11 protein-coding genes, 2 pseudogenes and 1 riboswitch are annotated in these 15,032 nt (G+C 45.5%); of the genes and pseudogenes, 4 read left to right on the plus strand and 9 right to left on the minus strand.

The window, feature by feature from the left end:
- Positions 1-27: 27 nt before the first annotated feature.
- From rluA to thiB, 6 genes and pseudogenes are all read right to left on the minus strand, one after another.
- A complete protein-coding gene (rluA, locus tag C5469_RS09605; protein WP_166305412.1) occupies positions 28-678 on the minus strand; it encodes a bifunctional tRNA pseudouridine(32) synthase/23S rRNA pseudouridine(746) synthase RluA in 651 nt (216 codons plus the stop codon).
- Positions 679-789: 111 nt separating this feature from the next.
- On the minus strand, positions 790-3,696 hold the full coding sequence (gene rapA / locus C5469_RS09610; RefSeq protein WP_166305415.1) for an RNA polymerase-associated protein RapA: 2,907 nt from the start codon (positions 3,694-3,696) through the stop codon (positions 790-792).
- Between the two features lie 196 nt (positions 3,697-3,892).
- Positions 3,893-4,356 (minus strand): annotated as a pseudogene (locus C5469_RS23560) (DNA polymerase domain-containing protein); the annotation flags it as partial.
- Positions 4,357-4,396: 40 nt separating this feature from the next.
- Positions 4,397-5,104: a thiamine ABC transporter ATP-binding protein ThiQ gene (gene thiQ / locus C5469_RS09620; RefSeq protein WP_166305418.1), complete on the minus strand. Its 708-nt coding sequence runs from the start codon at positions 5,102-5,104 to the stop codon at positions 4,397-4,399.
- The gene (thiP, locus tag C5469_RS09625) at positions 5,097-6,701 is read right to left on the minus strand and encodes a thiamine/thiamine pyrophosphate ABC transporter permease ThiP (protein WP_166305421.1); all 1,605 of its coding nucleotides are present in this window, start codon (positions 6,699-6,701) and stop codon (positions 5,097-5,099) included. Before thiP ends, thiQ begins: the two co-directional genes overlap by 8 nt.
- Positions 6,677-7,690 (minus strand): thiamine ABC transporter substrate binding subunit, encoded by a 1,014-nt coding sequence (thiB, locus tag C5469_RS09630; protein WP_166305424.1) that lies wholly within the window; start codon positions 7,688-7,690, stop codon positions 6,677-6,679. Before thiB ends, thiP begins: the two co-directional genes overlap by 25 nt.
- Before the next feature lie 73 nt (positions 7,691-7,763).
- A riboswitch (TPP riboswitch) is annotated at positions 7,764-7,869 on the minus strand.
- 112 nt (positions 7,870-7,981) lie between these two features.
- Here thiB and rppH point away from each other — a divergent pair.
- The 4 genes from rppH (at position 7,982) to thyA (ending at position 12,510) form a co-directional block, all read left to right on the plus strand.
- Positions 7,982-8,512, plus strand: a complete 531-nt coding sequence (gene rppH, locus C5469_RS09635) for an RNA pyrophosphohydrolase (RefSeq protein ID WP_166305427.1) — start codon at positions 7,982-7,984, stop codon at positions 8,510-8,512.
- 9 nt (positions 8,513-8,521) lie between these two features.
- Entirely contained in the window at positions 8,522-10,768 is a 2,247-nt protein-coding gene (gene ptsP / locus C5469_RS09640; RefSeq protein WP_166305430.1) for a phosphoenolpyruvate--protein phosphotransferase, read from the plus strand.
- A 75-nt stretch (positions 10,769-10,843) separates the two neighbouring features.
- Positions 10,844-11,719: a prolipoprotein diacylglyceryl transferase gene (lgt, locus tag C5469_RS09645; RefSeq protein ID WP_166305433.1), complete on the plus strand. Its 876-nt coding sequence runs from the start codon at positions 10,844-10,846 to the stop codon at positions 11,717-11,719.
- A complete protein-coding gene (thyA, locus tag C5469_RS09650) occupies positions 11,716-12,510 on the plus strand; it encodes a thymidylate synthase (RefSeq protein ID WP_166305436.1) in 795 nt (264 codons plus the stop codon). Before lgt ends, thyA begins: the two co-directional genes overlap by 4 nt.
- Positions 12,511-12,583: 73 nt before the next feature.
- Here thyA and C5469_RS09655 read toward each other — a convergent pair whose 3' ends face one another.
- The 3 genes and pseudogenes from C5469_RS09655 to C5469_RS09665 form a co-directional block, all read right to left on the minus strand.
- Positions 12,584-13,006, minus strand: a complete 423-nt coding sequence (locus tag C5469_RS09655; protein WP_065824459.1) for a helix-turn-helix domain-containing protein — start codon at positions 13,004-13,006, stop codon at positions 12,584-12,586.
- Complete coding sequence (locus C5469_RS09660) at positions 13,003-13,314, minus strand: type II toxin-antitoxin system HigB family toxin (protein WP_166305439.1); 312 nt, start codon at positions 13,312-13,314, stop codon at positions 13,003-13,005. The genes C5469_RS09655 and C5469_RS09660 overlap by 4 nt, the downstream gene beginning before the upstream one ends.
- A 194-nt stretch (positions 13,315-13,508) precedes the next feature.
- Positions 13,509-14,678, minus strand: a pseudogene (locus tag C5469_RS09665) (RNA-guided endonuclease InsQ/TnpB family protein).
- Positions 14,679-15,032: the final 354 nt, after the last annotated feature.

The following is a 15,032-nucleotide window of genomic DNA, read 5'->3' on the forward strand; positions in this document are numbered from 1 at the left end:
GATTCGATTACTGTATTTGTCAACTGATTAAAAATCGGCTGTGCACTGAAAATGCATTGGAGTTCCATAGGCCGGATGGGTGATATATAGCTCCTGTGCATGTAATTGCAGGCGAGGTGCCATTGCTCTTGCCTGCTGATGAGCATAAAACCGGTCTCCCAGAATCGGGTGCTCAAGTGCCAGCATGTGTACCCTGAGCTGATGTGAACGACCTGTTATTGGCGAGAGTTTCACCCTGGTGGCTTGATCTTCGTAAGCGAGTACTTCATATTCAGTCTGCGCTGATTTTCCGGTTTCAAAACAAACTTTCTGCTTTGGTCGGTTTGGCCAGTCACAAATCAGAGGGAGATCAACTATGCCGGTTTCCGGTTTCAGACATCCCCAAACGCGTGCAATATAAGTTTTTTTCGGTTCCCGTTCACGGAACTGGCGCTTCAGTTCACGTTCTGCATTTTTGGTCAATGCAACTACCATTACGCCGCTGGTTGCCATATCCAGCCGGTGAACAGATTCCGCAGCCGGAAACTGTTGCTGTATCCGAGTCATAATGCTGTCTTTGTGTTCCTCAGCCCGTCCGGGAACAGAGAGCAGTCCACTGGGTTTATTGACCACAATGATATGCTGATCCTGATAGAGCACATGTAGCCAGGGATCGGTGGGTGGGTTATAAGCTTCCATTGAGACTCCGGTAAAAGACAGTATCTTGCTCATTGAAATCAGGGTATCAGGGAAAATGCGGGAATGGCGTTCATTCCATCCCGCACTAAATCCGAGTATCTCTAATTTTTCTTACTGATGTGTAACAACAACAAGGCGGATTGCATCTAGACGCCAGCTTGCCTGATTCAGGTTAAGCAGTAACTGTTGGCGATTGGATTCAATTGCTTCCAATTCATCATCACGAATATTTGGATTGACTGCCTTCAGCGCTTCCAGACGGGAAAGTTCAGCAGTGAGGTTTTCATCAGCTTCCTTCTTCGCCTGTTCGATTAATGATTGAGCCTGTGTTTCTATTAAACCTTCTGCTTGTTGCAAAATAGCGTGAACTTCTTTTTGCACGGCATTAACCAGCTTACTCGCGGTATGGCGGTTTACTGCATTAAGCTGGCGGTTAAAACTCTCAAATTCTACTTGACCAGCCAGATTGTTGCCTTTCAAATCCATCAGTATCCGCAGTGGGGTTGGGGGAAGGAAACGGGTCAATTGTAGATGTTTTGGTGCTTGAGCTTCAACCACATAAATTAGCTCTACCAACAGCGTTCCAACGGGTAATGCTTTATTTTTTAAAAGAGAGACAGCACAGCTACCGGTATCACCAGACAAGATCAAGTCTAACCCATTACGGATAATCGGGTGTTCCCAACTGATAAACTGGGCATCTTCACGAGACAGCGCCTGCTCCCGATCAAATGTAATAGTACAGCCATCTTGTGGCAGCCCTGGGAAATCCGGGACCAGCATATGATCAGAGGGTGTTAACACTATCATGTTGTCACTGCGATCTTCCTGATTGATACCAACGATATCAAACAAGTTGAGAGAAAAGCTCACCAACTCCGTATCATTGTCATACTCTGAAATTTTTTCTGCCAACTGCAAACCATGCTCTCCACCATTGGAATTCATTTCCAGCAGTCGGTCACGACCTTGTTCTAATTGCTGTTTGAGTTGTTCATGTTGTTGGCGGCATTGATCAATAAATTCATCAAATTTTTCCTGCTCATTCGGCTTGGCAAGGTAGTTCAGCAGAGTTTCATAATAGTGATCGTAAATAGTACGGCCTGTCGGACAGGTGTGCTCGAATGCATCCAGACCTTCGTGATACCAGCGGATCAAGACAGCTTGGGCGGTATTCTCCAGATATGGCACATTGATCTGGATATCACGGCTTTGGCCGATACGATCCAAACGTCCGATACGCTGTTCCAGTAAATCTGGGTTGAATGGTAAATCGAACATGACTAACTGGTTGGCGAACTGGAAGTTGCGACCTTCTGAGCCAATTTCGGAACACAGTAGCACCTGAGCACCATCCTCTTCAGAAGCAAAATAGGCGGCGGAACGGTCACGTTCAATCAATGATAATCCTTCATGGAAAACAGCGCTACGAATACCTTCGCGTTCACGCAATACTTGTTCCAGTTGCAGAGCAGTGGTTGCTTTAGCACAAATTACCAGTACTTTTTCATCACGATTTGCCATCAGGAAACCAAGTAACCACTCTACACGAGGATCAAAGTTCCACCAGGTGGCGTTTTCGCCTTCAAATTCCTGATAGATTTGCTCTGGGTAAAGCATATCCTTGGCGCGAGATTCCAGCGATTTTTTAGCACCCATAATGTCGGAGACTTTAATGGCTGTTTGATATTGTGTTGGCAAGGGCAATTTTATCTGATGTAGTTCCCGATGAGGGAAACCTTTCACGCCATTACGGGTATTACGGAATAGAATACGGCTGGTACCGTGGCGATCCATCAGCATGGAAATCAATTCGCGGCGTGCAGTTTCACTATCATCACCGTTGCTGTTGGCTGCTTTCAGCAGAGGTTCAATATCTTGTTCACTGATCAGCTCACCCATTAGATTTAATTGGTCATTATTGAGCTGTTCACCTGATAACAGCAAAGTGACAGCATCAGCAACCGAGCGGTATTTTTGTTGTTCGTCAATAAAAACCTGATAATCATGAAAACGGCTTGGATCAAGCAAGCGCAGGCGGGCAAAATGGCTTTCCTGCCCTAATTGCTCCGGGGTTGCAGTTAACAGCAGCACACCAGGGATCTGTTCAGCCAATTGCTCAATGACCTGATATTCACGGCTTGGTGCATCTTCACTCCAGGCCAGATGATGAGCTTCATCCACCACCATAAGATCCCAACTGGCTTCAAGCATATGCTCAAAACGCTGTTTATTGCGGCGGACAAAATCCAGTGAGCAAAGTACCAATTGTTCTGTTTCAAATGGATTATCACTGTCGTGTCGTGCTTCGGTATAGCGGCTGTCATCAAACAGGGCAAAGCGTAAATTGAAACGGCGTAGCATTTCGACCAGCCATTGATGTTGAAGGCTGTCTGGCACAATAATCAGAATACGTTCAGCACGACCAGCCATCAATTGCTGGTGGATGATCATCCCGGCTTCGATGGTTTTACCTAAGCCAACTTCATCAGCCAGCAGCACCCTTGGAGCATAGCGTTTGCCTACTTCGTTAGCGATATGGAGCTGATGAGGGATCAGGCTTGCGCGAATACCGCGCAGACCGCTTTCAGCAAGTTTAAATTGCTCGCTTTGATATTTACGGGCACGAAAGCGCAGGGCAAAGCGATCCATCCGATCAATCTGACCAGCAAACAGGCGATCCTGTGGTTTGTTGAAGGTGAGTTTACTGTCGAGGAATACTTCGCGCAGAGTGACATTTTCTTCCAGGGTATCAAGGCGTGTACCTGTATAAATAAGTAGGCCATTTTCTTGTTGGACTTCATCTACTTTGAGTTGCCAGCCTTCGTGGCTGGTGACAACATCCCCTGAGTTAAACATCACACGGGTAATAGGGGAATCATTGCGAGCATAAAGGCGGTTTTCTCCGCTGGCAGGAAAAAGCAAAGTGACCATTCGTGCGTCCAATGCAACAACGGTTCCCAATCCAAGTTCGCTTTCTGTATCGCTGATCCAGCGTTGACCGAGGGTAAATGGCATAAATTTTGACTCAGTTTCTGTTAGATAAATGTTATTGAAGGTGAAGGACGACAGCTTTTTATTTGATCTAACGGAGATAATGGGCAGATAGCAAAGATGCCCCGTCAATCCCCTTATCACTCGTTAAAGGGGCGATATGTTAATGGAAGCAAAGCCAGTCGTCACCTGCAAAAAATAGTAATTAACTAAATAGTGATTAGCTAAAAGGCATGACTATCTGTTTGGTGAACAAAGTTGTAAAATTATCCTGTAAAATTGACAGGATAGCATCAGCGATAGGCTGAATTTGTTTATTGATATAGTGATCATAATCTGGTGATGAATGCAGGTTTTCCAATGGTTCTGGCCCGGATTGCGTCATGACATATTCTATCCAGCCACCATTTTATACTGCAAAGGCCGGTTATGTTACAGATTATATTCATCTGCTAGCCTTGCCGCTCTTACATGTGGCGGTACATTACGCTGATAGTCAGACAGTTTATGGCGCAACCTTTTACGGTAGATTAGTTTATCATCAAATTTTCCTTCTAGGGTACTGGTAATATAGCGACGAATAAATTCCCGATAAGGTTGCTGATGAAAAATCAGTGAATACAGTTGCTTCTGGAAATCTTGCGCCAGAGGCGTCCAGTCGGTGCGGACGGTTTCCCTGCCCTTTATATATCATTTATTCTGATAGCGATGGCATTAGTAACGACTAATTAGAATCGACCTTCCTACCCAAAATAGTCGCTTCAGGAACAGCGCCGGCAACCAGTGCATTTGTTAATCCGTCATAATGAATATTGCCATCAACAACTAATAAAGCGCGGTCAGCTATATGGGCGGCATCATCCAGATTATGTGAAACCATCAGCAAAGTAAGTTGGCGTTCATTGCAAACTTGCTCCAGCAATACCAGCATTTCATTACGCAGTGCTGGATCAAGAGCAGAAAAGGGCTCATCAAGTAACAGAATTGGCTGCTGGCGCACTAAACAACGCGCTAATGCTGCCCGCTGTCGTTGTCCACCAGAAAGTTGAGCAGGCAAACGAGTAAGGCAATCTTCCAACGAAACTTGGGAGACTATTTGCTGTAACGTCTGTTTCTGTTTGCTATTAAGACGTAGTCCGGGATGTAATCCCAACCCAATATTCTGTTCAATCGTTAGATGAGAGAAGAGGTTATTTTCTTGAAATAACATGGATACGGGGCGCTGAGAAGGTGGCGTATTGGTGTGATTTTCCCCATTCAGCCATAGAGAGCCTTTTTCTGCTGTTTGAAAACCGGCGATCAGATTCAGTAATGTGCTTTTACCTGCTCCACTGGGCCCAAGAATGGCGATACGCTCCCCAGCCTGAATCTGCAAGTCAAACAGCATCACCAGATGTTCATAGGTGTAAGTCAGATTCTCAAGTTTAAGCATTACGTCGTCCTGGTAAGCGTTCAAGTAAACTAAACAGCATAAAACATAATAATAACAGCAATAAGGCGGTGACTGCGCCATCTTGACTACGGTAAGCCCCTATTTGTTGGTACAGATAGAAGGGCAGTGTACGGAAATCTTCATTACCAAACAGCGCAACAATGCCAAAATCACCAATCGAGAGGACGCAGGCAAAGGCTAAAGCTTGTGCCAGCGGGATTTTCAGGGCTTTTAGTTCAATCCAGCGCAGTCGGTTAATTCCTTGAATATTCAGGGATCGACACAGAGGGTTATAGCGGGCTGCCAAATCTTTCATCGGATTGTCTAGAACTTTCAGTGCATAAGGGATTGCCATCAGCGAGTTAGTTAAAATCACCAGACCATAGGGCGAACGAGGCAAGCCAACGGTGTCGTTAAGCAACAGAAAGACCCCAGTTGCTAGCACGATGCCGGGCATAGCCAAGATCAACAAGCCGCTCATTTCCATCGCTTGTCCCCAACGGGGGGAATGACGCAGGTATAGCTCGCGGCTGCTCCACAGCAGCATCATAGTGAACAAAACACACAGAAACCCTGCGCCTAAAGCAATGACGATTGATGTGATAAATGTCTGCCACAATGCAGGCTGGCGTAATACGTTAAATATCCCACTATTTAGACCATCCACGACGACAGCTAGTAATGGTGGTACCAGCAGTAATAAGGCCGCGATAATTAACAGGCTATCACAGATTTTTCTCGGCAAAGTATCTTGTGGATTACGCCATTGCTGTTGGTTACTATAGCCGACAGACAGAGCGCTGTTAAGCTTCTGGCTGAGGAGCACAAGGCCAAGGCAACAGGTAAGCTGAATCAAGGCTAGCAAAGCAGCACGGTTAAGATCGTAGTCATAGCTTAGCGCCTGATAGATTGCCAGTTCGACAGTTGTTGCAGCAGGGCCGCCACCTAAAGCAAGTACAGTGGCAAAACTGGCGAAACAGAGCATAAAAATCAGTGCACCAGTTGGCAGGATCTGGCGGCGCAGATAAGGCCATTCAACAAAACGGAAATGTTGCCATTCATTCATACCTAACTGAGCCGCTAGCTGCCGTTGTTCCACCGTAATGTTTTCCAGTGATTGCAGTAAAAGTCGTGTTGCCAGTGGCATATTAAAAAAGATATGTGCCAGCAAAATCCCTTGTAAACCATAAGGTGTGAAATGGTAATCAATGCCGATCCATTCGCAGAACTGCGCCAGCCAGCCGACTTTGCCATAGACAGTCAGAATGCCAAACAAAGCGACTAGTACGGGTAAAACCAGTGTCATAGCACACAGGCGCAGAAACAAGGTTCGGCCTGGAAAATGGCGTCGGTAAAGCGCTCTGGAAAGAAAAATAGCCGGAATAACAGAAAACAGCGCTGATAAAAAAGCCTGCCAGAATGTAAAACGTACGACATGCCACAAATAGCTATCTTCTGTCAGTAGGTGCCAGCTACCTTCAGGTGCGTTAAACCAAAGTGTACCGAACGCCAGCAAGGCGACCAACAGTAAAAGACCGGAGGCGATAGCCCCCGGCAGCAGCCATCCGGCAATTAGTGGCTGACAGCGCTTTGCCATGCACGAATCCATTTGTTACGGTGTTTGGCGACTTCTTCCGCGCTGTATTGCAGCGATTTTTTTGGTACTGAAAATTGCGAATACACTTCAGGGAGCTGGATATCAATGACTGGATACATCCAGTTAGTGGTTGGGATTTCCTGTTGGAAAGCCGGAGTCAGCATAAATTGCATAAATTTTTGGGCAAGTTCCGGCTGCTTGCTGGAAGCCAATTGAGCAGCAACTTCGACTTGTAGATAATGGCCTTCACTGAAAGTTGCCGCAGCGTAATTGTCTTTCTTGTCAGATAAGATGTGATAACCCGGTGAAGACGTGTAACTCAGGACCAGATCACCTTCCCCTTTCAGGAACAAACCATAAGCTTCACTCCAACCTTTAGTGACCGTTAGGGTTTTCTTAGCTAGTTTTTGCCAGGCTTGTGGGGCGTCATCACCATAAATTTTTTGCATCCATAACAGCAAACCTTGTCCTGGTGTGCTGGTACGAGGGTCTTGATAGATAACTTTCCAATTATTGGGGCTATTAATCAGTTCATCCATGCTTTTAGGCGGATGTGGCAAAGTATTTTTGTTGTAAATAAAAGCAAAATAGCCATAGTCATAAGGAATAAATACATTGTTATGCCATTGCTCAGGGAGTTTCAGTTTGCTGAGATCCGCTTTACTTTCAGTGAACAGGCCCGTTTGTTGCGCGGCTTCAATCAAGTTGTTATCCAATCCAAGAATGATATCGGCAGAGGCCCGTTTCCCTTCCATTCTTAGGCGATTGAGTAGAGATATACTATCTTCCAGAGCCACCAGTTTTAGTTCGCAATCACATTCAGCCTCAAATGCTTTTTTAATTGCAGGCCCAGGACCCCATTCAGCGGCAAAAGAATCATAGGTATAAACAGTTAATACCGGTCTTGCCTGTACAACCTGGCTAGATAGCAAAACAGAGGTTGATAATATCGCTAGTACGATTAATTTGGAAAATAACGTCTTAAACACTTTGCTCTCCTTAATTCAAGAGGATTGGCAAAGGATCTGGAAGCGCTAAACAGAAAGATAATTTCTGTTGTGAAATGATTAGCAGCTCAAATCCCTACGCCGGTATTAGCCGGATCAGGTTCGGCGGGTTTACTTCTCAGCAAGGCTGTTTTAAACAGCCAGCACCCCGTTGAGATGATGCTATTGTAGAGATTTAGCTAGCTACTGCAAAGTCCAATGATAGAGGTTTACCACTTGAGGGTAGTGTGAAACAATTAGTCATCTTTCAAATTTAGTTTATCGAGGTAGTCTGTGATCGATGATGATGGCTACCGCCCGAATGTAGGAATTGTAATTTGTAATCGGCAAGGCCAGGTTTTGTGGGCCCGGCGTTACGGGCAGCATTCTTGGCAATTTCCTCAGGGAGGCATTAATCCGGGGGAGTCACCAGAACAGGCTATGTACCGGGAACTGTATGAAGAAGTTGGTTTAGGCCGGAAAGATGTACGTATTCTAGCTTCTACTCGTAATTGGTTACGTTACAAATTACCCAAGCGTTTGGTGCGTTGGGATACAAGACCTGTCTGTATTGGCCAAAAACAGCGGTGGTTTTTATTACAACTGCTTTGTAATGAAGAAGATATTAATGTGCAGCACAGTAATACGCCGGAGTTCGATGGTTGGCGCTGGGTCAGCTATTGGTATCCTGTCCGGCAAGTTGTCTCTTTTAAGCGTGATGTTTACCGGCGTGTGATGAAAGAATTTGCTTCGGTTGTGATGCCAATGCAGGAAACCCTATCACTATCGCGTCCTTCATATTCTCATCGTCGTAAAAGAAGTTAGGTTAGTTCCATGCTGATGCGTTTACGGGAAATTGTTGAAAAAGTTGCTATGGCGACTAATCTAGCCGAAGCGCTTGAGCTATTGGTGAACGAAACCTGCTTGGCTATGAACACAGATGTGTGTTCTATCTATCTTGCTGATCATCAACGGCGGTGTTATTACTTGATGGCAACCCGGGGCTTGAAGAAACCCCGGGGAAGGATTATCAGCCTGGCTTTTGATGAGGGGGTAGTTGGACAAGTCGGGCAATTATCTGAACTGATCAATCTGGCTGATATACGTAGTCACCCAAGTTTCAAATATTTACCCCAAGTCAAAGAAGATAACTTCCGCGCTTTTCTGGGCGTTCCGGTTATTTATCGTCGCCAGTTGCAAGGTGTTTTAGTTGTTCAGCAGCAGGAACAACGGTTGTTTAATGAAAGCGAAGAGTCTTTTATGGTGACGCTTGCGACGCAACTGGCTGTGATTCTTGCCCAGGCTCAAACAAAAGGCTTGTTTGGTCATTACCGGCAGACCAGAATTAAAGCGCTGGCAATTTCCAATGGAATAGTCATGGCTCAAGGCTGGCAGGATTGCTCCCAACCTTCACTTGAACAAGTTTTTGAAGCATCGACTCTTGATCATGTGGCAGAACGTTCTCGGCTGATTAAGGCACTTGAAGATGCGACAGCAGAATGCCGACGGCTGAGTAAGCGTTTTACTACTGGTTCTCAGAAAGAAACTGCCGCTATTTTTGATCTCTATTCCTACATCTTGAATGATCCCCAATTAAAACAAGATCTGTTTTCCTGTATTGAACAGGGATATGTTGCGCAATGGGCTGTTAAACAAGTCATTGAAAGATATGCAGAGCAATTTGCCAACTTGCAGGATGCTTATATGCGGGAAAGAGCATCAGATCTACGTGCACTTGGGCAGCGATTACTGTTTCATTTGGATGATTCACCTACTGTCAGGCATCAGTGGCCTGAATGGTTTATTCTGGTTGCTGATGAATTGAGTGCTAATTTGTTAGCAGAAATGCCGCAGGAAAGATTGGCGGGGGTTATTGTCCGTGATGGAGCGACTCATTCACACTCTGCCATATTGGTTCGTGCAATGGGTATTCCTGCCATTATGGGCGCTGATATTCAGCCAGAACTCCTTCACAATCGTATGCTTATTCTTGATGGTTTCCGTGGAGAAGTCTTTATTGAGCCAGAACCACTGATTTCTCAGGAATATAAACAGATTATCGAAGAAGAAAAAGCATTGAATAAGTTGGCTGAGGGAGATGTTGATCAGGAAGCTCGGCTTAAAAGTGGTGAACGCATCCTTGTTCAGCTTAATGCTGGTTTAAGCCTAAAATATGAATTACAGATAGGTAATAGTATTGACGGTGTTGGTCTCTATCGAACCGAAATATCCTTTATGTTGCACAGAGGCTTCCCTTCAGAAGATGAGCAAAAAGCCCGTTATCAGGAGATGCTGCAATTATTTCCCGATAAACCTGTGGTATTGCGTACATTGGATATCGGTGCAGATAAGCAACTACCTTACATGCCTATTAGAGAAGAAAATCCTTGTTTGGGATGGCGTGGTATACGAGTGACCTTGGATCAACCAGAAATTTTTCTTATTCAGCTTAGAGCTATGCTCAGAGCTAATGTCAATACGGGTAATTTGAAAATATTACTGCCAATGGTGACCAGCATGGAGGAAGTTGATGAAGCTAAGCGGTTGATAGACAGGGCTAAAGAAGAAGTTGAGCAAATTTTGGCGCGTCAGATACCTATGCCACAGCTTGGTGTGATGATTGAAGTTCCTTCAGTGATTTTTCTATTGCCACAATTAAAAAACAGGGTCGATTTTGTTTCGATTGGAACCAATGATCTGACACAGTATCTGTTAGCAGTGGATCGAAATAACACTCACGTTGCGTCCCTTTATGATTGCTTGCATCCGGCTGTAATTCGGGCATTAAAACTGGTATTTGAAAATAGCCAGCAAGCAGGTCTTGCTATCAGTGTTTGTGGTGAGATGGCGGGTTCTCCTATGGGAGCTCTGGTATTGATTGGCCTTGGTTATCGCAGTTTGAGCATGAGTGGTTGTAGTGTGCCAAGGATTAAATATTTATTACGCCATCTAGAGATAGCTCAGGTTGAAAAGTTAATGGCCGAAGTGCTACAGGCTGAAACTAGTGTAAGAGTAAAGGAGCTATCTGCAACGTTTATGGAGCAGCATGGGGTTGGCGGTTTGGTCAGAGGTGGCATTTAATCCGTTTAACGGCCTGTGCTATGGTTCGCAATCATTTGCTTTAGGGCATTAATTTTAAATATTAAGTGGGGAACGATGAGTAACAGCTACCTGGCATTTCCTAATATTGATCCGGTAATTTTTTCAATAGGTCCCGTATCCCTCCATTGGTATGGTTTTATGTACTTGGTAGGGTTTGTATTCGCCATGTGGCTGGCAACACGCAGGGCAGCAAAACCAAATAGTGGTTGGACAAAAAACGAAGTAGAGAACTTACTCTATGCGGGTTTTGTGGGTGTTTTTGTTGGTGGTCGTCTTGGTTACGTGCTGTTTTATAATCTCTCGGTATTTCTCGATAATCCTCTTTATCTGTTTAAAGTCTGGGATGGAGGAATGTCTTTCCACGGTGGCTTGATTGGGGTTATTTGCGCTATGTGGTGGTTTGGCCGTAGAACTAAACGCCACTTCTTACAAGTTTCTGATTTCATTGCCCCGTTAGTCCCTTTTGGTTTAGGTATGGGGAGAATTGGTAATTTTATCAACGGCGAATTATGGGGACGTGTCACATTGGATACGCCGTGGGCTATGTTGTTCCCCAGCTCCCGTGGTGAAGATATTGCTCTGGCAGCAACTGATCCTTCATTGCTATCAATACTTGAACAATATGGTGTTCTTCCCCGCCATCCTTCACAGCTCTATGAAATGGCGTTGGAGGGGATCGTCCTATTTATTATTTTGAATTTATTTATCCGTAAACCTCGTCCAATGGGCAGTGTTTCTGGCTTATTCTTAATTGGTTACGGTGTTTTCAGGATAATAGTGGAATTCTTCCGTCAACCGGATGCACAACTGGGATTATTTGATGGGATCAGCATGGGGCAGATTCTTTCTATTCCAATGATTCTGGCAGGAATTTTAATGATGGTATGGGCATACAAATGCCAAGGTAATAAGGTACAAGAGGTAAAATGAAACAGTATCTGGACTTAATGAAAAGAGTGCTTGAAGAAGGTACTCCGAAAGCAGACCGCACCGGGACTGGCACTATCTCCATTTTCGGGCATCAGATGCGTTTCAATTTGCAAGATGGTTTCCCGCTAGTTACAACCAAACGTTGCCATATTCGCTCAATTATTCATGAGCTGCTTTGGTTCCTTAATGGTGATACGAATATTCAATACCTGCATGATAATAATGTCACTATCTGGGATGAATGGGCGGATGAAAACGGCGATTTGGGACCTGTGTATGGTAAGCAATGGCGTGCATGGGGGGCTGCGGATGGCCGCCAAATCGACCAACTGAAAACCGTACTGGAACAGCTTAAAAGTGACCCAGATTCACGTAGAATTATCGTTTCGGCTTGGAATGTGGGTGAACTGGATAAAATGGCATTAGCGCCATGCCATGCTTTTTTCCAGTTTTATGTTGCTGATGGCAAACTTTCCTGTCAGCTTTACCAGCGTTCCTGTGACGTATTCCTTGGTTTGCCGTTCAATATCGCCAGCTATGCATTGTTGGTGCATATGATGGCACAACAGTGCGATCTGGAAGTGGGCGATTTTGTCTGGACCGGTGGTGACACACATCTTTATAGTAACCATATGGAGCAGACGCAATTACAACTCAGTCGTGAGCCGCGTTCATTGCCAAAACTGGTGATTAAGCGTAAGCCAGAGTCACTTTTTGATTATAAATTTGATAACTTTGAAATTGTTGATTATGACCCGCATCCAGGAATAAAGGCACCGGTTGCTATTTAGTTGTTTGGTTGTTAGCAACAATCTGGAGGGAGACAATTTATTATAAATTGTCTCCCTGAGGGAACAGATAAAGCTAATCGATAAAAACTGCACTAGAAACCTTAAAGCGTGTACTCAAGGCTTTTATATGGGTTACTGTCAGTGACCTCGTTCCACTCAGAATTTGTGATACGAGGGAAGCTCCCCCGATTTCGTTTTTAAGGTCGGCTTGTTTAAGGCCGTGTTGATCCATCAGAACCCTCAGGGCTGCAACCCCCGTGGGAATATTTTCAATAGCCTGATTAAATTCTGCAAATTCAGGGGCAGTATCTTCATAGCGTTCAATTGCAGTAGCTAGAATTTCAATTAACCCTTTGTTATTTTCATAGTTTTTAAAAAGCTCATCAATCAAATCCAGTGCTTCTTTGTGCTGTTCTGAGGTATTGATGTAGGTCAGCCAAGGGATCTCTGAAAACAGAGCGTTAGCCCGTTCCTGAACGACTACAAAATTGATCATGCTCTGTTTCTCCGGTAATAGTCGGTTAACTTGTCGTATTCTGTGTGGGATACGATGTGTTTAGTGTAACAGTGCCCCATTGAAAACTCGATGAAGGCCAGTAACCGGACATTGTTACCACCAATATCAATACACCACCATCGAGCGCGATACTTAAAACGATCAAGACTGGGGAAATACTGCTTTAATTCAAGCGGGGTTTTGACATTTAGTGATTTAAGTAGGAGATATACACCCTGTATAGCGTCACGTTCATGGGGGAAACGCTTTTGCGCCTCAATAAATGGTGTTCTGGATATAACCCGCATTGTTCCCCTTCCTTAGTTGTTCGGATAGTATACTCTAAAAACAAAATTTTACAATATGTGAATTTTTATTTTGCAAAATGTGAACATTAAATAGATGTTGATATTAATAAAATAGACTCTACAGGGATCGGTACCGAAACTGTTTAAGGCAGTGACTGCTCCCTGCCGTAAAAAACAGCGAGGCTTCCCACTTCTCAGGCCGCCACCGTCTTTATGACGGATTTACGCTGGCCTCCGTGGGCAGAAACGACGAGTCCCGCCGCCTGTAATGCTGTTATGCCCTTGCGCTGGATGTTGATCGCCGCATTGATATCGCGGTCATGTTCGACTCGGCAGAAAGGGCATTGCCAGCTCCGCTTACGCAGCAGCATTTCCGGCATTTTGTGACCGCAGCAATGGCAGGTTTTCGAACTGGCGAACCACTGATCCAGTTTGACCAGATGGACGCCCGCCGCTGCGGCTTTGTATTCCAGTTTTTTGATGAAGCCATGCCAGCCCGCATCCCCGATAGCGCGGGCAATGCGGTGATCCTTCATCATGTTGGCCGATTTTAGCGTCTCAACAATGATCGCCTGGTTTTCGTCAACCATTGTTCGGGAGAGTTTGTGTTGAAAATCGGCGCGGGCATTGGCTACCCGCTCATGGACTGCCGCCAGATGTAATCGGGCCTTGCCGCGGTTAGCGCTGCCCTGTTGTTTGCGGGACAGCGATTTCTGCTTACGACGCAGGTTACGGGTGGCGTTGATAAGGTGACGCGGGTTATTGACCTTCTCCCCGGTCGACTCGATAAGATAGTGGGACAAACCCATATCGCAACCGGTCACGCGGGGGATAACGTCCGGCTTTTCCGGCGCATCTTTTCCATCGTCACACAGGATAGCGGCGAAATATTTTCCCGTGGCGGTGCGAGACAGCGTAATGCTCTTCACTTCCCCTTCAATTTCTCGGTGTATGTGCGCCTTTATCGGTGACAATTTCGGGAGCTTCACCGCGCCCTCCAGCACTTTCACCCCAACACAGTGATAGCTGGATTGCTTGCCCTGTTTGCGTTTGAACGTGGGAAATTGGGCGCGCAACTTCGGATTGAAGAAATTATCAAACGCGGTATGCAGATTGAGCACCGCCTGCTGTAACGCGATAGCATCATATGCCTTGAGCCAGGCTTACTGGCGGGATTTCTTCGCGACCGCCAGGAGCGGCTTGAGGTCTTTGCGCGGATTTAAACTCACGCCGTGACGTTTGTAAGCCTGCTTTTTAATGTGCAGCGCCTTGTTGTACGCAAAACGGACCGCACCGAACTGGCCGTTAAGATACCCGGCCTGTTCGGGTGTGGGGTAGAGGCGGACTTTGGTCGCTCTTAACATATTCAGCGCTCATTGATAAAGTGCATTCATGTTAGCCTGTTTTATCGGCAGATATCAATTCAGTCAGGATACGTCGCAGTAGCCCGCCCTAAGGCCCTTTGGGCTTTTCGCCTTATATCCCCGCCCGCACTGGGCAAGGGTTTACGGCGGTTTTTGCTAACTAGAATGGCACATTGGTCAAACATGTCCTGATGGGTTCATTGTGCTAGAAAGAGTCATTACTGATATCTATACTCTTCATCTTTCAAGTTGCTGCTTTGTTGGCTGCTTTCACTCACTCCAGTCACATAGTTATCTATGCTCCTGGGGATGCGTTCACTTACCGCCGCGCTGCATCTTGAAATCCATAGGGTA

Origin of the sequence: Photorhabdus cinerea (genome assembly GCF_011189575.1) — a bacterium.
Lineage (GTDB): Bacteria > Pseudomonadota > Gammaproteobacteria > Enterobacterales > Enterobacteriaceae > Photorhabdus > Photorhabdus cinerea.

Coding starts and splice junctions, on each gene's coding strand:
- ptsP (WP_166305430.1), top strand. CDS start 8,522: ATGCTGATGCGTTTACGGGAAATTGTTGAAAAAGTTGCTATGGCGACT.
- thiQ (WP_166305418.1), bottom strand. CDS start 5,104: ATGCTTAAACTTGAGAATCTGACTTACACCTATGAACATCTGGTGATG.
- thiP (WP_166305421.1), bottom strand. CDS start 6,701: ATGGCAAAGCGCTGTCAGCCACTAATTGCCGGATGGCTGCTGCCGGGG.
- rapA (WP_166305415.1), bottom strand. CDS start 3,696: ATGCCATTTACCCTCGGTCAACGCTGGATCAGCGATACAGAAAGCGAA.
- thyA (WP_166305436.1), top strand. CDS start 11,716: ATGAAACAGTATCTGGACTTAATGAAAAGAGTGCTTGAAGAAGGTACT.
- lgt (WP_166305433.1), top strand. CDS start 10,844: ATGAGTAACAGCTACCTGGCATTTCCTAATATTGATCCGGTAATTTTT.
- rluA (WP_166305412.1), bottom strand. CDS start 678: ATGGAAGCTTATAACCCACCCACCGATCCCTGGCTACATGTGCTCTAT.
- C5469_RS09655 (WP_065824459.1), bottom strand. CDS start 13,006: ATGATCAATTTTGTAGTCGTTCAGGAACGGGCTAACGCTCTGTTTTCA.
- C5469_RS09660 (WP_166305439.1), bottom strand. CDS start 13,314: ATGCGGGTTATATCCAGAACACCATTTATTGAGGCGCAAAAGCGTTTC.